The organism is Mixta mediterraneensis, from assembly GCF_014946725.1.
In the GTDB taxonomy this organism is placed as follows: domain Bacteria; phylum Pseudomonadota; class Gammaproteobacteria; order Enterobacterales; family Enterobacteriaceae; genus Pantoea; species Pantoea mediterraneensis.
This window is the reverse complement of record NZ_JACFXY010000005.1, coordinates 240,943-260,738: the sequence shown is the minus strand read 5'-3', so window position 1 is coordinate 260,738 and position 19,796 is coordinate 240,943. Positions and strand designations below refer to the sequence as shown.

Here is a 19,796-nt window from a genome sequence, read left to right as displayed (position 1 = left end):
GTACAGAAGCTGCTCAGTAAGGCAGCCATTTTTTGCCGGAAAATTGGCGTTTAATCCAGTCGTTAACGCAGTGATTGATTAATGCTTAAAACAAGTAAGAGAACATTGCATGAACAAGTATAAAGGAAGCCCAGGGCAGCGAATTAAGTCTCTAACTTTACGCATAATATTGGCAGTGTTAGGAGGATGGTTAGCGGGGATTCTGCTTTTCTCATTTCTGCCGGTCCCTTTTTCAGCCGTCATGGTTGAACGTCAACTCGGTGCCTGGTTCAGCGGTCATTTCGATTATGTGGCACATTCCGACTGGGTTGGGCACGACGACATCTCCCCGTGGATAGGATTAGCGGTTATTGCCTCTGAAGATCAGAAGTTTCCGGTACACTGGGGTTTTGATATGGCGGCGATTGAATCGGTATTAGACAGCCGCGATGAAAGAATGCGTGGCGCATCGACCTTATCACAACAAACGGCGAAAAATTTGTTCTTATGGGATGGACGTAGCTGGCTACGAAAGGGGCTGGAGGCGGGGCTGACGGTAGGGATCGAAACGGTATGGACTAAGCGCCGCATACTTACGGTTTACCTGAATATTGCTGAATTCGGCGCGGGGACGTTTGGCGTGGAGGCTGCCGCGCAGCGCTATTTCCATAAACCGGCCAGCCGCCTGACGATGTCGGAAGCGGCGCTACTTGCTGCTGTGTTGCCCAATCCCATTCGTTTTCACGCTGATGCGCCGTCGGGGTACATTCGCCAGCGTCAGCAATGGATCATGCGGCAAATGCGCCAGTTAGGCGGCGAAAGGTTTCTGCAACGTAACAGGCTTTAGGACTTATTCTTCGTCGAAGCCCGCTTCAAACAGCTCAATAACCGCCGCCAGCGCCTGGGTTTCTTCCGGGCCGCTGGCTTCGATTTCAATATGACCGCCTTTGGCAGAATCCAGCATTAAGAGCGCAATGACGCTACTGGCCTCAGCTTCTGTGCCCGCCTCATTTCGCAACAGCACCTCTGCATCAAAACTCTGGACTAATTCAAACAGCTTCATAGCCGGGCGGGCGTGCATACCCAACTTGTTTTTGATTTCTACCGTTTGTTTGATGGTCATGATTTGCGTTTTTCCAGCGTACGATGGCGAGACTGCACATTTTTACCGCGGGAGCGGAAGTAATCAGCTAATTGTTCAGCGATATATACCGAACGATGTTTGCCACCGGTACAACCGATTGCCACGGTTAAGTAGCTGCGATTATTGGTTTCCAGCATCGGCAGCCACAGCTCCAGATAGCTGCGCGTCTGATAGATAAAGTTGTGCACTTCCGTATGACGATCTAAAAACGCGGCAACCGGACGATCAAGACCTGTCATAGGGCGCAGTTTAGGATCCCAGTGCGGGTTGGGTAAAAAGCGCACATCAAATACGTAATCGGCATCAATCGGAATACCATGTTTGAAGCCGAATGATTCAAAAACCATGGTCAGTTCACGTTCACGTTTACCCAACAGACGCGTGCGCAGCATCTCTGCCAGCTCATGCACTGACATTTCTGAGGTATCGATAATCAGATCGGCACGTGAGCGCAGCGGCTCCAGCAGATCATTCTCTTCATCGATCGCGCTTTCCAGTGACAGATTTTTACTGGAAAGCGGATGCAGGCGACGCGTATCGCTATAGCGGCGGATCAAGGTATTGCGATCGGCGTCAAGGAATAGCAGCTGTGGTGAAAACGTATCAGGCAAATTGTTCAGCGCAGTCTCGAAGATTTCCGGCGACTCTGGCATGTTACGCACATCAATGCTTACGGCTGCGGAGATATTGCGCTCGGCCAGCGAGTTTGCTAACGCTGGCAATAACACCACCGGCAGGTTATCAACGCAGTAAAATCCCATGTCTTCCAGTGCACGCAGTGCCACTGATTTTCCTGACCCTGACCGACCGCTAACGATCATCAGCACCATGACCTTCTCTCCCGTTTTAAAACCGGCGCGGGGCCGGTAGTGACGCTTTATTGTTCTGGCTGATTTTCGGTAATGATGGCGTAGAGTTCTTCATTACTCTGCGCCGCACGCAGGCGGCGACAGACCGTTTTATCTGCCAGTCTTTTTGCTACCAAAGAAAGGGTATGCAAATGCGTTTTGCACTGATCTGCCGGGACCAGAAGGGCAAACAACAGATCGACCGGCTGATTATCCACCGCGTCAAAGGCAATAGGCTGTTCAAGGCTGATAAACACGCCAACGGCGCGAAGCGTATCCTCCTCCAGCTTACCGTGAGGAATAGCAATCCCGTTGCCAATGCCGGTACTTCCCATGCGCTCACGGGTAAGAATGGCTTCGAAAAGCGTTTGGTGCGGCAGGTTGAGCTGCTTAGCGGCCAGTTCACTGATAATTTCCAGCGCACGTTTTTTGCTCTGGCAATGTACGCCGCTGCGGGTGCAGTCCAGCGAAAGTACTGAGCTCAATTCCAGGGTCAGATCGTTGTTCATCATCGTTTCACTTGCGAGTTCACATAGCCACTGAGGCAGGCATGTCACGTTTATGCTGACATCAGATGGCGCTGGCATAGATGACAAAACGGGGCGGTTAATCCGCCCCATCCTGTCCGCGTTAGCGCGATAAGCGCTCTGCCAGCGTGAAGGTTAGTGTTTTTTCAGTTTGTCTTTGTGTTTGGTTAGTTGACGAGTGAGTTTATCAATCAACCCGTCAATAGCCGCATACATATCTTCCGCTTCCGATGTGGCGTGCAGCTCGCCACCATTGACGTGTAAAGTCGCATCGGCAATTTGAGTGACCTTCTCAATTTTCAGAACAATATAAACCTGATTGATATGATCAAAATAGTGTTCCAGTTTGGCAAATTTCCCACTGACGAATTCACGTAGTGAGTCAGTGATTTCAACGTGTTGCCCCGTGAGGTTTAGCTGCATAGGTCTTCCTTCTCATTTCTTTCAAACCAGCTGTTTACGCTGATTTGATGGCGGGATGGATAAAGACTCGCGATATTTAGCGACGGTTCGACGCGCCACCATGATCCCTTGATCAGATAACATGGTGGTGAGCTTACTGTCGCTCAAGGGTTTGGCTGGATTTTCCGCCGAAATTAATTTTTTGACCAGTGCGCGAATCGCGGTGGACGATGCTTCGCCGCCACCTTCGGTATTGACGTGACTGGAGAAAAAATACTTCAATTCAAAAATACCACGCGGGCTGTGCAAATATTTTTGCGTGGTTACGCGGGAAATCGTCGATTCATGCATTTCAACGGCCTGGGCAATATCCGCCAGTACCATAGGACGCATAAATTCTTCGCCCTGTTCAAAAAAATCCTGTTGTTGTTCAACAATACAACGCGTCACTTTCAGCAAAGTATCATTACGGCTTTCCAGGCTTTTAATCAGCCATTTGGCTTCCTGCAAATGGCTACGAATAAACTGGTTATCGCTGTCATTGCGTGACGAACCGCCCATCGCGGCATAGTGCTGATTAATCTTCAAACGCGGCAGACTGTCCGCATTAAGATCAACCGTCCAGCGGGATCCGATCTTACGTACCAGCACATCAGGAATAACATATTCCGGCTCGCCAGTATTGACCGATTGTCCCGGACGGGGGTCCAGTGATTGAATCAGTATCATGGCTTCTTTTAACACGTCTTCTTTGAGACGTGTCATACGCATCAGACTGCGGAAATCATGGTTCGCCAGCAGATCAAGGTGATTGCTGACGATCGAACGCGCTTCGGCCAGCATCGGCGTATCAGGCGCATATTGTGATAGCTGCACCAGCAGGCAATCACGTAAATCACGGGAACCCACGCCTATCGGATCAAAACGCTGGATGCGTTTTAATACGGCTTCAACCTCATCCAGTTCCAGCTCTTCGTTACCGATGCTGTCAAGGATCTCTTCAAGCGAAACAGTAAGGTAGCCCGTATCATCAATAGCATCAACGATAGAGGTGGCAATCGCGCGGTCGTTATCAGTAAAAGGCGTTAGCCCAACCTGCCACATCAAATAATCCTGCAGCGATTGGGTCGTTTCACCCTGATAAATGGGTAATTCATCATCCTGATAATCGGTGCCAGTGCCTGACGGCGTGCCTGCGGTATAAATCTCGTCCCAGGTTGCATCGAGTGGCAATTCTTCCGGCATATCTTTTTGCTCAAGCGCTTCACGTGTATCCAGCGCTTCGGCTTCCTGATAGTCGTGGGCGTCGACTTCTTCATGTACATCGGTTTGTTCAAGCAGCGGATTACTTTCCAGCGCGAGCTGTAACTCTTGCTGAAGTTCAAGCGTCGAAAGCTGCAACAGCCGGATAGCCTGTTGCAGCTGGGGTGTCATCGCCAGCTGTTGGCTGAGCCTGAGTTGTAAACCTTGCTTCATGACAGGATTGATTTTCCTCAGCAAACGTCAGTATTAGCCACACCTTATCAGAGTCTGAACTCTTCGCCCAAATAAACCCGCTTAACCTGCTCATCAGCAAGTATTTCTGTGGGTGTACCGTGGGCGATGAGGTGGCCCTGACTGACGATATATGCGCGTTCACATACTGCCAGGGTCTCACGAACATTATGGTCGGTAATCAGCACGCCAAGGCCGCTATCACGCAGATGCTCAATGATCTTTTTGATGTCGATAACCGAGATAGGGTCAACGCCCGCAAAGGGCTCATCCAACAGGATAAATTTGGGATTAGCTGCCAGGGCACGCGCAATTTCGACGCGGCGACGTTCACCCCCAGACAATGCCTGTCCCATGCTGTCACGCAGATGTTCGATGTGAAATTCTTCCATCAGCTCTTTGGCGCGATCCTGACGCTGCTCTTCAGTCAGATCATCACGAATCTGCAACACCGCCATTAAATTGTCGAACACGCTCAGACGGCGAAAAATAGAGGCTTCCTGCGGGAGATAGCCAATACCACGACGAGCACGGGCATGCAGTGGCAAAATGCTGATGTCTTCATCATCAATAATAATGCGGCCGGCATCGCGTGGCACAATGCCAACAACCATGTAAAAGGTGGTGGTTTTACCCGCACCGTTAGGGCCCAGCAGGCCGACAATCTCGCCGGATTTTACCTGCAGGCTGACGTCTTCTACTACGCGACGGCTTTTATATGCCTTCGCCAGGTTTTCTGCGATTAATGTGGCCATAGCTATCAGTTACTCTTCTTTCCGCTGTTGGGCTTATTTTGCAATTGCGATGGCACCAGTACCGTGGTTACGCGCTTGCTCTGGCCCTGGCTGTAAGCCTGCATTTTCTGCTCTTTAACCAGATAAGTAATGCGATCACCTTTGATATTGCTGTCTTGCTGCTCGATATAGGCATTGCCGGTCAGCTCAACGAAATCGTTAGCCAGCTCATAATGCAGTTTTGCTGCATGGCCCTGCACCGGTTTGCCGCTGTCCTGCATTTGATAGAACGTTGCTGGCGTGCCGTAACCATCAACAATAGTTTTTTTACTGTCACCGCCCGGACGCGTCACCACCACTTTGTCAGCCGTGATTTTGATAGAACCCTGAGTCACGATAACGTTGCCGGTAAACGTTGCGACGTTACCTTGCAGGTCCAGCGCCTGGTTCTGCGAGTCGATATTTACGGGTTTATCCGAGTCACCGGTCAAAGCCAGCGCTGGAACACTGGTCGCAAGCATTACGCTTGCCAGTAAATACTTAAGGTTGTTTTTGTTCATTTTGGATTTCATAAGAAGTTTTGACCTTTTCGATTAACTCAGCGTTTTTTGTCCGTAAATTACCGCGCATTTTCATACCGGTGGAGTTAAAGCTGCGGCCATACAAGGTCACCTGATCGTCAGAGGTAACATCCTGAGTGACAAGGTTTACCTGCGCATTATCGGTTTTAATACGCTGAAGCTGTGAATCCTGCGTCAGCGTATTGAGCTCAACATGTCCGTACAGATAAAGCATACGATCTTTGGTCAGCTTTGCTTTGTCTGCACGTACTGACCAGGTTGGTACTTTATTTTCGTCGTACGTGGTCATCACGGGATTATCGAACCAGCTCAGCTCGTCAACGGAAAAATAGGTGACTTTGTCTGACACCAGCTTATACGCCAAAGCACCCTGCGGGTTGTACACCACCGTATTGGAGTCAGCGCTGGTATAAGTGGGCGCCTGATTATCGGCAGCCACGGGCGTGCCCGGATCATCCTGATTGGTCAGATTCCAGCCAATCAGGATCAGTGCAATTAAGATCAGAATCAGCGTTATCCAACGCCTGCTTTTACTCATACTGATTGCCCTTTGGCATCCTCAAATTTGTTCTGTGCCATTAAGATCAGGTCACATAACTCACGTACCGCACCGCGTCCACCGGCAATACGCGTCACGTAGTTAGCGCGCGGCAGCAAAACAGGATGTGCATCCGCTACCGCCACACTCAAACCCACTTTGGCCATTACCGGCCAGTCGATCAAGTCGTCACCGATATAGGCGACCTGCTCGTCGGAAAGCGACAGTTTATCCAGAAGTTCGCGATAGGCCAAAAGCTTATCCGACTGACCCTGATAAAGATGACGGATGCCGAGCGTTTTACAACGATCTTCCATCAGACGGGCATTGCGGCCAGTTATAATAGCCACTTCCACATCAGAGGTCAGCAGACAGCGAATGCCATACCCGTCGCGCACGTTGAAGTCTTTGAGTTCTTCACCGTTATTTCCCATGAAAATAACGCCATCTGACATCACACCATCGACATCACAAATCAACAGGCGAATGTTACTGGCGCGCGTCATGACATCGGCGCGAACCGGGCCGTAGCAGGTTTCTATTAGGGCAGTTTCCAACGGCATTCTCTTTTCCTGTTCAGACTACGCCGGCGCGTAGCATGTCATGCATATGTACCACACCGAGCAGACGATCGTCATCGGCCACCAGCAGCGCAGTGATATTTTTGGTTTGCATCAGATTCAACGCATCCACCGCCAGCACGTTGGGGCGAACACGAATACCGCCACGCGTCATCACTTCTGCAATGGTCGCGTGCTGGAAATCAATTCCCATATCAAAGATGCGGCGTAAATCACCATCCGTAAAAATACCTTCAATTTTCATCAGATCGTCAACAATCACGGTCAAACCGAGATTTTTACGGGTAATTTCCAGCAGCGCATCCCGTAAAGAGGCATGGTGATCAACGTACGGTATTTCATCGCCGCTGTGCATAATATCGCTGACATGAAGCAGCAGCTTACGGCCCAATGCGCCACCGGGATGCGACAAGGCAAAGTCTTCTGGCGTAAAGCCCCGTGCTTCTAACAGCGCAACGGCTAAGGCGTCGCCCATGACTAAGGTCGCGGTGGTGCTGCTGGTCGGCGCGAGGCCAAGCGGGCAGGCTTCCTGCGGCACTTTGACGCATAAATGCACGTCGGCCTCGCGGCTCATGGCGCTTTCTGTCCGGCTGGTCATACAGATAAGCGTAATTTTTTGACGTTTAATGACCGGGATCAGCGCCAGAATTTCGTTGGATTCACCGCTGTTTGAAATAGCGATAATCACATCATCACGGCCAACCATCCCCAGATCGCCGTGGCTGGCTTCACCGGGATGGACAAAAAACGCGGGAGTGCCGGTGCTGGCGAAGGTGGCGGCCATCTTTTTGCCGATATGGCCCGATTTTCCCATCCCCATCACCACGACTTTGCCTTTGCAGTGGTAAATCATGGCGCAAGCGCGTGCAAAATCTTCATTGATATACTGGTCGAGCTGTTCCAGCCCTTCGCGCTCAATACGCAGCACGGTTTTACCTGCTCGCTGGAAATCAAAATCACCGATTGATTGCTGATGTGACATGGAAAATCTATCCTTTTTAGCCGTCGATAAACGCAGGCTGCAACCACAGCAGCGTCATCCAGACGATGAACCCACAGAGTAAAAGTGTGCCTGCGGCGCGACCAATACGACGGCGGCGTAGCAGGCAGAGCAGAGCAAATAGTGCGCTCACGCCAAGCATCACCCAGTAATCGCGTGCAAAGGCGTGATAATCTATGCTGCCAGGATGAATTAACGCTGGTAAGCCCAGCACAATGGCAACATTATAAATATTGGCACCAATCAAATTACCGATAGCAATATCATCTTCACCTTTCAACGCACCTGCAAGCACGGTAGCCAGCTCTGGCAAACTGGTGCCAACCGCAATCAGCGTTAAACCCATCACTAATTCGTTGACGCCGAAATAGTCGGCAAACACCGTGGCGTTGTCGATCACCATACGCGTCGACATCGGTAAAATAATCAGTGCGACTGCCAGCCAAAGAAAAGCGACGGTGTTGCCGCTCTCTTCGCGTGGAAGTTCAGCCAGCTGTTCACGCGTCAGCGTGTCGTTATTATTGCGCTCAGCTTTGCGCGCAATCTGGATCACCACGATCAAATAGATGGCGGCAAGTGCAATTAAGCCCAAACCATCAAGTCGACTAAGCTCATTATCAAACAGCGTTATGCCGCTCAATAATGAGACCAGCAGCATTAACGGCAGTTCGCGACGCACTAAATTTGAATGGACGGTAAGTGGATGCAGTAATGCCGCCCTGCCTAAAATCAACAGGATATTAGTAATGTTCGAACCGAGTGCAGTACCCACCGCCAGATCCATCTGACCATGTTGAGCCGCGGAAAAAGAGAGAATGATTTCCGGGAGCGATGTGCCAATGCTGACCACTGTCATACCAATGATCAAGGGCGGCATGCCAAAAGAGCGGCAAAGTATTGAGGCGCTAAACACCAGACGATCGGCACCATACGCCAGTAAAAGCAGACCGATAATCAATAGTGCGGTAGCGACGAACATTAAAAATCCTTGCGTGAAAATCCATGTCGGCACGCTTTGTCCGACTGATTACAGAAGCTGTGTGGTGAAACAGGCGCTGATTTTGACCGTCTAAACGGAAAAAGTAAATTTTATGCCCGTTTTCGCCAAATCTCCGCGGTAAGTTTCTGTAAAGCTATCGTGCATTAAGGTTGAACAAGCTACCATCGTACCCCATGTTTACGCCCGATCTGCCTAAGAGGTAATAATGATCCAGCAGCAAACGAATCTGGTTGAGGTTCGTGGCGTGAGTTTTTCGCGCGGAGATCGCAAAATCTTTGATGACATTTCGCTTACCGTGCCGAAAGGTAAGGTGACGGCAATAATGGGGCCGTCAGGCATTGGTAAAACAACTTTGCTACGCTTGATCGGTGGTCAGTTGCAGCCGAATGGCGGCGAAATCTGGTTCCGTGGCGAAAATATCCCCACGCTTTCACGCGCTAAATTGTATGAAGCGCGTAAAAAAATGAGCATGTTATTCCAGTCCGGCGCCCTGTTCACCGATTTAACCGTCTACGAAAATGTGGCCTGGCCACTGCGTGAACACACGCAGCTGCCCCCGGCTCTGCTACACAGCACGGTTCTTATGAAGCTGGAAGCGGTCGGCCTGCGTGGCGCGGCACAACTGAAACCGGCAGAGTTGTCGGGGGGGATGGCGCGTCGTGTTGCACTGGCACGTGCTATCGCGCTAGAACCCGAATTGATGATGTTCGACGAACCGTTTGTGGGCCAGGACCCAATTACTATGGGAGTGCTGGTTAAATTGATCGACGAACTGAACCATGCGCTGGGCCTGACCTGCATTGTGGTCTCGCATGACGTACCGGAAGTATTAAGTATTGCGGATTACGCGTATATCGTGGCGGGAAAAAAAATCATTGCCCAGGGCAGCACGCCGGAATTACGGGAAAATCCCGATCCCCGCGTGCGCCAGTTTATTGATGGGGATGCGGATGGACCTGTCCCATTTCGTTTTCCGGCCGGCGATTATCTTGCCGATTTAACCGGCACAGGGAGAGTCTAATCTGATGTTATTGAAGGCACTGGCGTTATTGGGACGCCAGGGAATTGAAACCTGCGCCACCTTTGGCCGCGCAGGCTTAATGCTATTCCATGCGCTGGTGGGCAAACCGGCGTTTCGCAAACACGCGCCGTTGCTGGTAAAGCAGCTTTACAGCGTCGGCGTCCTGTCGTTACTGATTATCGTGGTTTCCGGTCTGTTCATCGGTATGGTGCTTGGCCTGCAAGGCTATCTGGTGCTTACCACCTATGGCGCAGAAACCAGCCTGGGTATGCTGGTGGCATTATCGTTGCTGCGTGAGTTAGGACCGGTGGTCACGGCGCTGCTGTTTGCGGGCCGTGCAGGCTCGGCATTAACGGCAGAAATCGGCTTAATGAAAGCCACCGAACAGCTCTCCAGTATGGAAATGATGGCGGTAGATCCGCTGCGTCGGGTCGTTTCGCCCCGTTTCTGGGCCGGGTTTATCAGTATGCCCTTGCTGGCGCTTATTTTTACCGCCGTTGGCATTGCTGGTGGCGCGCTGGTCGGCGTGAGCTGGAAGGGTATCGATCCGGGATTCTTTTGGTCAGCAATGCAACACGCCGTCGATTTTCGTACCGACGTGGTTAACTGCATCATCAAAAGCGCCGTCTTTGCAGTGACGGTAACCTGGATTGCCTTATTTAATGGTTATGATGCGATCCCGACTTCTGAAGGGATCAGCCGCGCGACGACGCGCACCGTGGTGCATGCTTCACTGGCGGTGCTCGGTTTGGATTTTGTGCTGACAGCACTGATGTTTGGGAATTGATGCAATGCAAAGCAAAAAAAGCGAAATCTGGGTTGGCGTATTTTTGATTATGGCGCTGATCGCTATGCTCTTTCTCTGTCTGCGCGTAGCAGATCTTAAATCGCTTGGTACCGATCCGACCTGGAAGCTCTACGCCACCTTCGATAATATCGGCGGCCTGAAAGTCAGCTCGCCAGTTAAAGTCGGTGGTGTGGTCATTGGGCGCGTCACCGATATTTCTCTCGAACCCAAAACCCTGTTGCCGCGCGTTACCATGGACATCAGCGATCAGTACGCGAATAAAATTTCGGATACCAGTTCGCTGGCGATTCGTACCCAGGGCTTGTTAGGGGAGCAGTTTCTGGCGTTAAACCTGGGCTTTGACGATCCTGAACTTGGCTCGGCGATGCTGAAAGATGGCGATACGTTGCGAGATACCAAATCAGCGCTGGTACTGGAAGATCTGATTGGTCAGTTCCTGTATAAGAGCGGCGATAATAAAGACAATAACGATCATAAGGATACGCAGGGAAGCAATAACGCCCCTGCGGCACCGGTTCAACCTTAAGAAAGAGGTCACACACGATGTTTAAACGTTTACTGATGATTGCCATGCTGGTGGTAGCACCGCTGGCGGCTAACGCAGCCGATCAAAGCAATCCTTATAAGTTGATGAACGAAGCGGCGCAGAAAACCTTTACGCGCCTGAAAACGGAACAGCCAAAAATTAAGCAGGACCCGAACTATCTGCGTGAAATCGTGCGTCAGGAGCTGTTGCCATATGTGCAAATTAAATACGCCGGCGCGTTGGTGTTAGGCCGTTACTATCGTGACTCGACCCCCGCGCAACGTGAAGCTTACTTCAGTGCGTTTAGTGATTATCTGGCGCAAGCTTACGGGCAGGCGCTGGCGCTGTATCACGGTCAAACCTACCAAATCCAGCCAGAGCAGCCAATTGGCGATGCGAATATCCTGGCAATTCGCGTGACGATTATCGATCCAAATGGCCGTCCGCCGGTTCGTCTGGATTTTCAATGGCGTAAAAATAGCCAGACAGGAAACTGGCAGGCATATGACATGATTGCGGAGGGCGTTAGTATGATCACGACCAAGCAAAATGAGTGGAGCGATCTGTTGCGCACGAAAGGCATTGAGGGCCTGACCGCGCAGCTGAAACGTTCTGCCGCTCAGCCAATTACGCTGGATAAACAGTAACCATGCGTGAATCACTTCGCTGGCAGCGTAACGCCAGCACACTGTTATTAAGTGGTGAACTTGATCGCAATACGCTGCTGTCCCTGTGGCAGCAGCGAGAAACGCTAATCAAGGATGTTGACGTTATCAACGTGGCCGCGCTGGATCGTGTTGATAGTGCGGGACTGGCTCTGCTGGTACATTTGCGTGAAATAGCCCGCGCCCAGGGCACCACGCCGCGTTTCAGCGGCATCAGCGATAAATTGCAATCACTCATAACTCTTTACAATCTGCAACAGATTATTGTTTCTGTAGATAAAAACGCCTGATTTCCTTCTGTTAAATTAAGCCCCTGTTTTATGCAGGGGCTTTTGCGTATTTAAGAGTCAGGCGCTTTCCTCTAAGATGGCAGCCTTATTATTATCAAGTGAAGTTAAAAACAATGGAAAACAGTGAAATTCAGGCCGTGCTGATGCAAGCGCTGCCTTTGGACGAAGTCCATGTGATGAGCAATGACGGCAGCCACTTCCAGGTTATCGCTGTAGGCGAGCTGTTTGGCGAATTGAGCCGCGTGAAAAAACAGCAGGCTGTTTACGCGCCGCTGATGGAATACATCGCGGATAACCGTATTCATGCTGTCTCCATCAAAACCTATACTCCCGCTGAATGGGCGCGTGACCGTAAACTGAATGGTTTCTGAGTCTTCAGCGTGGCGCGCTTGCCCCTGGCAAGCCCGATCTTTAGTTAGTTAATTGAGAGCCGTGTTAATGGACAAATTTCGTGTGCAAGGCCCCACCCGCTTAAGTGGTGAAGTTACCATCTCCGGGGCGAAGAACGCCGCGCTGCCTATTCTTTTTGCTGCGTTACTGGCTGAAGAGCCGGTCGAGATTCAAAATGTGCCGAAGCTGCGGGACATTGATACCACCATGAAGCTGTTGAGTCAGCTGGGTGCTAAGGTTGAACGCAATGGTTCCGTGCACGTCGATGCCAGCGCTATGAATGTTTTCTGCGCACCTTACGATCTGGTTAAAACCATGCGCGCTTCTATCTGGGCGCTTGGGCCGCTGGTTGCGCGTTTTGGTCAGGGGCAGGTCTCACTGCCAGGTGGTTGCGCTATCGGTGCCCGTCCAGTCGATCTGCACATTACTGGCCTTGAGCAACTGGGTGCAGAGATCAAGCTGGAAGAAGGCTACGTCAAAGCCTCGGTTGAGGGGCGTCTGAAAGGTGCGCTTATTGTCATGGATAAAGTCAGCGTTGGCGCGACGGTCACCATTATGAGCGCAGCTACGCTGGCAACCGGCACGACCGTCATTGAAAACGCCGCCCGCGAGCCGGAAATTGTTGATACCGCTAACTTCCTTAACACGCTCGGCGCGAAAATCAGCGGTGCAGGCAGCGATAAAATCACCATTGAAGGCGTCGAGCGCTTAGGAGGCGGTGTTTACAGTGTCCTGCCAGATCGTATTGAGACGGGGACGTTTCTGGTCGCAGCCGCTATCTCAGGGGGGAAGGTCACATGTCGCAACACACAGCCTGACACGCTAGATGCGGTGCTGGCGAAACTGCGTGATGCCGGTGCCGACATTGAAACCGGTACAGACTGGATTAGCCTTGATATGCACGGCAAACGCCCGAAAGCGGTGAACATACGCACTGCGCCGCATCCTGGCTTCCCAACGGATATGCAGGCGCAGTTCACGCTGTTGAATCTGGTTGCAGAAGGTACGGGCCTGATCACCGAGACTATTTTCGAAAACCGCTTTATGCATATTCCTGAGCTGATTCGCATGGGCGCGCATGCTGAAATCGAAAGTAATACGGCGATCTGCCATGGCGTTGAAACGCTCTCGGGTGCACAGGTAATGGCAACTGACTTACGCGCCTCGGCAAGCCTGGTGCTGGCTGGTTGCATAGCTGAAGGCACCACGTTTGTGGATCGCATCTATCATATCGATCGCGGCTATGAACATATTGAAGATAAACTGAAAGCGATGGGCGCTGACATAGAGCGTGTCAGCGGCGAATAATTGCTGACAAAGCATGAGTCAAATAAACCAGCCCCGGTTTCCGTGGCTGGTTTTTTTTATCGCTGACCCGGTTTGTTTTTATTCGGCGGTTGAAAGGTATAAAGCTCATGTTCCTTTTCTGCAGAAGCACGACTTTTCACCAGTCGAATACGTTTTTTTCGATCTATTAAGCGATGCGTAACGGGATCATAATAACGGCTTGGCCAGATCACCGCGGGATGGACGTTGATCGCATCGGCAATGAGCCATTCACCTTTAGGCCACGGGCGCGATAAGGCGTTGGCTAACGTTGATGAGCTTAATCCTGCTTCACGTGATAACGCTGCAAGCGAAGTGCCGCGCTTATGCAGAGCTGCGATAATATCGGCAGAATGCCAGTCCTCATTCCCTTTGTGCATAATCCTGTTCTCCTTTTCCTTGTTATGGCGTCACCCCCCTGGGGCGATCCCGGCTTCCTTTTGCTATCTCAACTGGAAACTTATGGATATTTATAACAAATGTTTTCCTTTAATTTCCAGTTAAGATCGAATTAAACACATAGAACTGAGGGGATTAGCGCAAAAGATTTGCAACGGATGTAAATCGCTGAAGAGAAAAGGAGAATATCTGGAAAAGCGGAGCCGATGACCGGCTCCGTGAGAAAGTCAGAAATCGCGTTGCACTGACATGTGCGCCAGCGATTCCAGCGCGCTACGCCACGGCGTTTCAGGCAAGGCCTGTAAGGCCGTAATGGCTTTATCCGCTTCCTGCTCAGCCCGGGTGCGGGTCCACTCCAGGGAGCCACATTGACGCATAGCTTCAAGTACCGGTTCCAGTAAATGACGCCCGTTACCCTGCTCAATGGCTTCCCGGATCATTTTTGCTTGCTCTGGCGTACCGTGCTGCATCGCGTGAAGCAGCGGTAAGGTCGGTTTGCCCTCGCTGAGATCGTCACCGGTGTTTTTGCCTAATGTCTTACCGTCGGCGCTGTAGTCTAGTAGATCATCAATTAACTGGAAAGCCGTACCGAGATAGCGTCCATAATCCTGCAAGGCTTTTTCCTGTGCAGGCGTAGCTTCAGCAAGGATCGCCGAGGCCTGGGATGCCGCTTCAAACAGGCGCGCGGTCTTACTGTAAATAACGCGCATGTAGCTCTCTTCGGTAATATCAGGATCGTTGACGTTCATCAGTTGCAAGACTTCGCCTTCAGCAATTACATTCACCGCTTCAGACATCAACGCCAAAATGCGCAGCGAACCCATGCTGGTCATCATTTGAAACGCACGCGTATAAATAAAATCGCCAACCAGCACGCTTGCTGCATTGCCAAATGCGGCATTCGCAGTGGCTTTGCCACGGCGCATATCGGATTCATCCACCACATCGTCATGTAACAGCGTGGCGGTATGAATGAATTCGATCAACGCCGCATTGGTGACATGCAGGCTGCCCTCATAACCCATTGCTCGTGCGGAAAGCACGGCAATCATGGGACGGATGCGCTTTCCACCGCCACTGATAATGTAATATCCCAGCTGATTGATGAGCGAGACATCTGAATTCAGCTGGTCGAGGATGGTCTGGTTAACGGCAGCCATATCCTGCGCGGTTAATTCATTAATCTGTTCTAAGTTCATTCGTCTTTTCAGCTATGACTCGTTTTCTGCCATGGTAGGGGCTTTTACCCAGCCAGCGTTCAGGTAATCTGTTACTGATTGTACTTGAATTTTTCGCTTGAGAAACATTTGCGTTCAGCCTGTGTTTTTTTTCTGCAAGAGAGTGCAAAGTGCTCTTGTCTTCTCCTGGAGTTTTGCGTAGAATTCGCGCCCTATTGTGAATATTTAGCGCGCCGCCTGATGAACTGAAAGGCAAGCGCAGAAGCGGAGTTTTATATGTACGCGGTTTTCCAAAGTGGTGGTAAACAACACCGAGTAAGCGAAGGTCAGACCGTTCGCCTGGAAAAGCTGGACATCGCAACCGGTGAAACCATTGAGTTTGATCAGGTTCTGATGATTGCAAATGGCGAAGACGTGAAAATCGGCGCGCCACTGGTTTCAGGCGGTGTGATCAAGGCAGAAATCGTTGCTCACGGTCGTGGCGAGAAAATTAAAATCGTTAAGTTTCGTCGTCGTAAGCACTACCGTAAGCAGCAAGGCCACCGTCAGTGGTTCACTGATGTGAAAATCACTGGCATCACTGCCTAACAGGAGATCTGAGAAATGGCACATAAAAAGGCTGGTGGCTCGACTCGAAACGGTCGTGACTCCAACGCAAAACGTCTGGGTGTTAAGCGTTTCGGTGGTGAATCTGTTCTGGCAGGTAGCATCATCGTTCGTCAGCGTGGTACCAAATTCCACGCGGGTAACAACGTAGGCTGTGGTCGTGATCACACCCTGTTTGCTACCGCAGACGGCAAAGTAAAATTCGAAGTTAAAGGTCCGAACAACCGTAAATATATCAGCATCGTTGCTGAGTAAGGTTGCCGTGACGCAGACGCCTGACGTCTGACCGCACGAATTGAAGGCCCCGCAGCTCCTGCGGGGCTTTTTACATTCTGTGCCTGGTCGCCTTAAGGGCGACGTATCACAAAAGATTGCTGTACACTTTATGTACGCACTGGCGAAAGCCAATCCTGATTTTATCCGCCGCTGGTCAGCGCAGAAGACCCTGGCGGACCCGTTTACAGCCGTGCTGTAAACGATTGTGTGACGGAGAAAGAAAATGAAGTTTGTTGATGAAGCGACAATCCTGATTGTTGCAGGTGATGGCGGTAATGGATGCGTCAGCTTCCGCCGTGAAAAATACATCCCTAAAGGTGGTCCTGACGGTGGCGACGGTGGCGATGGCGGCGATGTTTATCTGATTGCTGACGAAAACCTGAACACGCTGATTGATTATCGCTTCGAAAAATCTTTTCGCGCTGAACGCGGTCAGAACGGTCAGAGCCGTGACTGTACCGGTAAACACGGCAAAGACATCGTTATTAAAGTGCCCGTGGGAACACGTGTTATTGATCAGGGAACCGGTGAAACGCTGGGCGATATGACGCGCCATGAGCAGAAGCTGATGGTCGGCAAAGGTGGCTGGCACGGTCTGGGTAACACGCGTTTTAAATCTTCGGTGAATCGTTCTCCGCGTCAGAAAACCATGGGGACGCCAGGTGAGAAACGCGATCTGCAACTGGAGCTGATGCTGCTGGCAGACGTTGGGATGTTGGGTTTACCGAATGCCGGTAAATCCACCTTTATCCGCGCCGTTTCAGCGGCGAAGCCAAAAGTCGCCGATTACCCATTTACGACTCTGGTGCCAAGCCTCGGTGTCGTGCGTATGGATGCGGAACAAAGCTTCGTGGTGGCCGACATTCCTGGCTTGATTGAAGGTGCAGCGGAAGGCGCAGGTTTAGGCATTCGCTTCCTGAAACACCTTGAGCGCTGTCGTGTTTTGTTGCACCTGATCGATATTGCCCCTATCGACGAAACCGATCCGGTGGAAAATGCCCGCATTATTCTTGGTGAACTGGAAAAATACAGCGAAAAACTGTTCAACAAGCCGCGCTGGTTAGTATTCAACAAAACTGATCTGCTGAGCGAAGAAGAAGCGCAGTCGCGTGCGAAGGCGATTGCCGAAGCGCTGGGCTGGACAGACAAGTATTACCTTATTTCTGCGGCCAGCCGCAATGGCGTTAGCGATTTATGCTGGGACGTGATGAGCTTTATTAACGCGAATCCGAAAGAAGCAGAAACTGAAGAGAAGCAGCCAGAGAAAGTGGAGTTCATGTGGGATGATTACCATCGTGAAACCATTGAGAATACGGTTGAAGCAGAAGAAGATGAAGAGTGGGACGACGACTGGGATGAAGATGACGACGAAGGCGTCGAAATTATCTATCAGCGTTAAGCAGTAAAGTCTCATCAAAACTTGCCCCGTTCCTGGGGCAAGTTTCATTATTACCCCAGCACCGCCACACTTAGCCGCGCGCTACAGCACAATTGTTCCCGTCCATTACGAATCTCAATCTGCCACGTTTGACTACGCGAACCTAAATGCAGTGGGCGGCAAATGCCACGCACTTGCCCGCTGGAAACGGCACGATGATGGCTGGCATTCACTTCAACACCCACCACGCTGCTGCCTTCTTCAACACACAGATAACCTGCAATTGAACCCATCGATTCAGCCAGCACTACCGATGCCCCGCCATGCAGCAGGCCAAAAGGCTGATGCGTGCGTCTACCGGCATCGTGGCTTCGAGATAATCATCACCTATCACGGTGAAGACGATCCCCAGATGTGCCACCAGCGAATTTTCGCCCAGCGCATTAAGCGCATCTAAATGGATAGATTTTTTCCAGATCGCTGCCATATATCAGGCTCCTAATGTCGCGCCGCCGTCGACCACAATATCTTGCAGCACCACATGACTGGCCAGATCTGACGCGAGGAACAGCACGTTAGCCGCGATCTCTTGCGGTTTAGCGATCTTGCGCAGGGGGATCCCAAGTTTAAATTGCTCCGGGAAACCTTCGATCATTTCCTGTTCGCCCGTTGGCGTGTGCCACAGGCTGCGTTGCATATGGGTATCTGTCGATCCTGGCGAAACGATGTTGCAGCGCACGCCGTAGGGCGCCATTTCCAGGCCAACAGTCAAACACAGGCTACGCAACGCGGCTTTTGAGGCGCCATAAGCCGACATACCGATACGCGGTGCATGCGCGGCATTAGAGGCGATGGTGACGATTGCCCCAGCGCGTTGTTCGCGAAACACCGGCAGCGTTTGCTGAAACAGGTTAAATGCGCCCCCGGCATTCACCGCCAGGCACGTTTGCCAGTCGGCGAAGGTCAGCTCATCCGTTGCGCCAACGCGTAAAATACCGGCGGCGTTTACCAGCACATCAATGCGTGGTTGTGCAGCCAGTACGTGCTGACAAACGGTTTTCACCTGATCGGGACTGGCGACATCCAGGGTGTGGCATGGAAATGGATAATCCTGGTCGTGAAAGTGCAGATCAAATGCTTCGATTTTTGCGCCCGCCTGATGAAAGGCCAGCGCCGTATGATAACCAATGCCTTGCGCGGCGCCGGTTACCCAAACAATTTTGTCGCTGAAATCGAATGAATGGCTCATTTTGCAGGCTCCCGCGACAGCAGCGCCCACCAGCCATCAATGCTTGGATTTTTCGCCAGGCTGACAAAGTCTATATCGCTGTGAACCTGACGCCAGCGCGCCGCCAGCGACATAACACGGACGGAATCCAGACCGTAATCAATCAGATTTTCATCATCTTCTGGCACATCGTCATCTTCTAACAGCGGCAGGATCAGCGCACGCAGGTCGTCTTTACTGAGCGGGAGCGGCATCAGGTCGGCGGTCATGACCACTTTGCCGCTGCGGCCAGCGGTGTAGGTCAGCGCCATCATATGTTCGTCACGGGTGAAATCGGCCAGCGCATCCGCCACCATAAAGGGCTGAATATTACGCATAAACGCATCGGTCGCCGTGGTCAGGCAGCCGATATGAGCGTAAACGCCGGTAATGATCAGCTGATCGCGGCCCATTTCCTGCAGGGTTGCTTCCAGCGGCGAACGATGAAACGCGCTGTAACGCCACTTTGTCAAAACATGATCGTCTGCGTCAGGCGCCAGGTCGTCAACGATCTTCTGCTGGTCGGGATGCTTGTTCAGGCCCGGCCCCCACATATCATTGAGCAGGGCACGATCTTCATCGCTCTGCTGATTTGGCTGTGCGGTATAAAACACCGGAATTCCCTGTGTTTTACAGTAGCGGCGCAGGCGCACAATGTTTTCAATGACCTGGTTAATCAGCGGGCTGTTTTCGCCCCAAAAGTTAAGGAAATAGGCCTGCATATCATGAATCAGTAACGCCGCGCGATTGGGCTGCATCGCCCATTTCACTTTATTGTCCGGTAAGTCGGTGGCGGTTGGCAGCGGATATGAGGCCAATTTTGGAATAGCCATAAAAA

26 protein-coding genes and 1 pseudogene are annotated in these 19,796 nt (G+C 51.4%); 11 read left to right on the top strand and 16 right to left on the bottom strand.

The window, feature by feature from the left end; translation table 11 throughout:
• Positions 1-109: 109 nt before the first annotated feature.
• On the top strand, positions 110-826 hold the full coding sequence (gene mtgA / locus H2P46_RS11710; RefSeq protein ID WP_193405221.1) for a monofunctional biosynthetic peptidoglycan transglycosylase: 717 nt from the start codon (positions 110-112) through the stop codon (positions 824-826).
• 3 nt (positions 827-829) lie between these two features.
• Here mtgA and npr read toward each other — a convergent pair whose 3' ends face one another.
• The 11 genes from npr to H2P46_RS11655 all read right to left on the bottom strand — a co-directional run bounded on the left by npr (position 830) and on the right by H2P46_RS11655 (position 8,807).
• Positions 830-1,102: a PTS phosphocarrier protein NPr gene (npr, locus tag H2P46_RS11705; protein ID WP_193405220.1), complete on the bottom strand. Its 273-nt coding sequence runs from the start codon at positions 1,100-1,102 to the stop codon at positions 830-832.
• On the bottom strand, positions 1,099-1,953 hold the full coding sequence (rapZ, locus tag H2P46_RS11700; protein WP_193405219.1) for an RNase adapter RapZ: 855 nt from the start codon (positions 1,951-1,953) through the stop codon (positions 1,099-1,101). Before rapZ ends, npr begins: the two co-directional genes overlap by 4 nt.
• A gap of 47 nt (positions 1,954-2,000) precedes the next feature.
• A complete protein-coding gene (ptsN, locus tag H2P46_RS11695; RefSeq protein ID WP_193405266.1) occupies positions 2,001-2,480 on the bottom strand; it encodes a PTS IIA-like nitrogen regulatory protein PtsN in 480 nt (159 codons plus the stop codon).
• A gap of 153 nt (positions 2,481-2,633) precedes the next feature.
• On the bottom strand, positions 2,634-2,921 hold the full coding sequence (gene hpf / locus H2P46_RS11690; protein ID WP_193405218.1) for a ribosome hibernation promoting factor: 288 nt from the start codon (positions 2,919-2,921) through the stop codon (positions 2,634-2,636).
• A 21-nt stretch (positions 2,922-2,942) separates the two neighbouring features.
• On the bottom strand, positions 2,943-4,376 hold the full coding sequence (gene rpoN / locus H2P46_RS11685; protein WP_193405217.1) for an RNA polymerase factor sigma-54: 1,434 nt from the start codon (positions 4,374-4,376) through the stop codon (positions 2,943-2,945).
• Between the two features lie 47 nt (positions 4,377-4,423).
• Positions 4,424-5,149 carry an LPS export ABC transporter ATP-binding protein gene (lptB, locus tag H2P46_RS11680; protein ID WP_193405216.1) on the bottom strand — a complete coding sequence of 242 codons (726 nt, stop codon included), beginning with the start codon at positions 5,147-5,149 and terminating at the stop codon, positions 4,424-4,426.
• 5 nt (positions 5,150-5,154) lie between these two features.
• Positions 5,155-5,700: a lipopolysaccharide ABC transporter substrate-binding protein LptA gene (gene lptA / locus H2P46_RS11675; protein ID WP_193405215.1), complete on the bottom strand. Its 546-nt coding sequence runs from the start codon at positions 5,698-5,700 to the stop codon at positions 5,155-5,157.
• Positions 5,669-6,247 (bottom strand): LPS export ABC transporter periplasmic protein LptC, encoded by a 579-nt coding sequence (gene lptC / locus H2P46_RS11670; protein ID WP_193405214.1) that lies wholly within the window; start codon positions 6,245-6,247, stop codon positions 5,669-5,671. The genes lptA and lptC overlap by 32 nt, the downstream gene beginning before the upstream one ends.
• The gene (gene kdsC, locus H2P46_RS11665; protein WP_193405213.1) at positions 6,244-6,810 is read right to left on the bottom strand and encodes a 3-deoxy-manno-octulosonate-8-phosphatase KdsC; all 567 of its coding nucleotides are present in this window, start codon (positions 6,808-6,810) and stop codon (positions 6,244-6,246) included. The genes lptC and kdsC overlap by 4 nt, the downstream gene beginning before the upstream one ends.
• Positions 6,811-6,823: 13 nt before the next feature.
• Positions 6,824-7,810, bottom strand: a complete 987-nt coding sequence (kdsD, locus tag H2P46_RS11660) for an arabinose-5-phosphate isomerase KdsD (RefSeq protein WP_193405212.1) — start codon at positions 7,808-7,810, stop codon at positions 6,824-6,826.
• Between the two features lie 16 nt (positions 7,811-7,826).
• Positions 7,827-8,807 carry a calcium/sodium antiporter gene (locus H2P46_RS11655; RefSeq protein WP_193405211.1) on the bottom strand — a complete coding sequence of 327 codons (981 nt, stop codon included), beginning with the start codon at positions 8,805-8,807 and terminating at the stop codon, positions 7,827-7,829.
• A 226-nt stretch (positions 8,808-9,033) separates the two neighbouring features.
• Here H2P46_RS11655 and mlaF point away from each other — a divergent pair, with 226 nt between their 5' ends.
• The 7 genes from mlaF (at position 9,034) to murA (ending at position 13,836) form a co-directional block, all read left to right on the top strand.
• The gene (gene mlaF, locus H2P46_RS11650; protein WP_193405210.1) at positions 9,034-9,849 is read left to right on the top strand and encodes a phospholipid ABC transporter ATP-binding protein MlaF; all 816 of its coding nucleotides are present in this window, start codon (positions 9,034-9,036) and stop codon (positions 9,847-9,849) included.
• 4 nt (positions 9,850-9,853) lie between these two features.
• On the top strand, positions 9,854-10,636 hold the full coding sequence (gene mlaE / locus H2P46_RS11645; RefSeq protein WP_193405209.1) for a lipid asymmetry maintenance ABC transporter permease subunit MlaE: 783 nt from the start codon (positions 9,854-9,856) through the stop codon (positions 10,634-10,636).
• Between the two features lie 4 nt (positions 10,637-10,640).
• The gene (gene mlaD / locus H2P46_RS11640; protein ID WP_193405208.1) at positions 10,641-11,183 is read left to right on the top strand and encodes an outer membrane lipid asymmetry maintenance protein MlaD; all 543 of its coding nucleotides are present in this window, start codon (positions 10,641-10,643) and stop codon (positions 11,181-11,183) included.
• 17 nt (positions 11,184-11,200) lie between these two features.
• Entirely contained in the window at positions 11,201-11,830 is a 630-nt protein-coding gene (gene mlaC, locus H2P46_RS11635; RefSeq protein ID WP_193405207.1) for a phospholipid-binding protein MlaC, read from the top strand.
• Between the two features lie 2 nt (positions 11,831-11,832).
• On the top strand, positions 11,833-12,138 hold the full coding sequence (gene mlaB / locus H2P46_RS11630) for a lipid asymmetry maintenance protein MlaB (RefSeq protein WP_193405206.1): 306 nt from the start codon (positions 11,833-11,835) through the stop codon (positions 12,136-12,138).
• A gap of 113 nt (positions 12,139-12,251) precedes the next feature.
• A complete protein-coding gene (gene ibaG / locus H2P46_RS11625) occupies positions 12,252-12,509 on the top strand; it encodes a BolA family iron metabolism protein IbaG (protein ID WP_193405205.1) in 258 nt (85 codons plus the stop codon).
• Positions 12,510-12,576: 67 nt separating this feature from the next.
• Positions 12,577-13,836, top strand: a complete 1,260-nt coding sequence (murA, locus tag H2P46_RS11620) for a UDP-N-acetylglucosamine 1-carboxyvinyltransferase (RefSeq protein WP_193405204.1) — start codon at positions 12,577-12,579, stop codon at positions 13,834-13,836.
• A 56-nt stretch (positions 13,837-13,892) separates the two neighbouring features.
• On the opposite strand, the gene H2P46_RS11615 is transcribed toward murA, so the two are convergent.
• Entirely contained in the window at positions 13,893-14,234 is a 342-nt protein-coding gene (locus H2P46_RS11615; protein WP_193405203.1) for a helix-turn-helix domain-containing protein, read from the bottom strand.
• A gap of 246 nt (positions 14,235-14,480) precedes the next feature.
• Positions 14,481-15,452, bottom strand: a complete 972-nt coding sequence (ispB, locus tag H2P46_RS11610) for an octaprenyl diphosphate synthase (RefSeq protein WP_193405202.1) — start codon at positions 15,450-15,452, stop codon at positions 14,481-14,483.
• A 255-nt stretch (positions 15,453-15,707) separates the two neighbouring features.
• Between ispB and rplU the strand changes: the two genes are divergently transcribed.
• From rplU to cgtA, 3 genes are all read left to right on the top strand, one after another.
• On the top strand, positions 15,708-16,019 hold the full coding sequence (rplU, locus tag H2P46_RS11605) for a 50S ribosomal protein L21 (RefSeq protein WP_193405201.1): 312 nt from the start codon (positions 15,708-15,710) through the stop codon (positions 16,017-16,019).
• A gap of 15 nt (positions 16,020-16,034) precedes the next feature.
• On the top strand, positions 16,035-16,292 hold the full coding sequence (rpmA, locus tag H2P46_RS11600) for a 50S ribosomal protein L27 (RefSeq protein ID WP_006121751.1): 258 nt from the start codon (positions 16,035-16,037) through the stop codon (positions 16,290-16,292).
• Positions 16,293-16,536: 244 nt separating this feature from the next.
• On the top strand, positions 16,537-17,712 hold the full coding sequence (gene cgtA, locus H2P46_RS11595) for an Obg family GTPase CgtA (protein ID WP_193405200.1): 1,176 nt from the start codon (positions 16,537-16,539) through the stop codon (positions 17,710-17,712).
• 50 nt (positions 17,713-17,762) lie between these two features.
• Here cgtA and H2P46_RS11590 read toward each other — a convergent pair.
• The 3 genes and pseudogenes from H2P46_RS11590 to H2P46_RS11580 all read right to left on the bottom strand — a co-directional run bounded on the left by H2P46_RS11590 (position 17,763) and on the right by H2P46_RS11580 (position 19,791).
• Positions 17,763-18,178, bottom strand: a pseudogene (locus H2P46_RS11590) (hotdog fold thioesterase).
• Positions 18,179-18,181: 3 nt separating this feature from the next.
• Positions 18,182-18,940: a 2,3-dihydro-2,3-dihydroxybenzoate dehydrogenase gene (dhbA, locus tag H2P46_RS11585; protein ID WP_193405199.1), complete on the bottom strand. Its 759-nt coding sequence runs from the start codon at positions 18,938-18,940 to the stop codon at positions 18,182-18,184.
• A complete protein-coding gene (locus H2P46_RS11580) occupies positions 18,937-19,791 on the bottom strand; it encodes an isochorismatase family protein (protein ID WP_193405198.1) in 855 nt (284 codons plus the stop codon). The genes dhbA and H2P46_RS11580 overlap by 4 nt, the downstream gene beginning before the upstream one ends.
• Positions 19,792-19,796 lie beyond the last annotated feature (5 nt).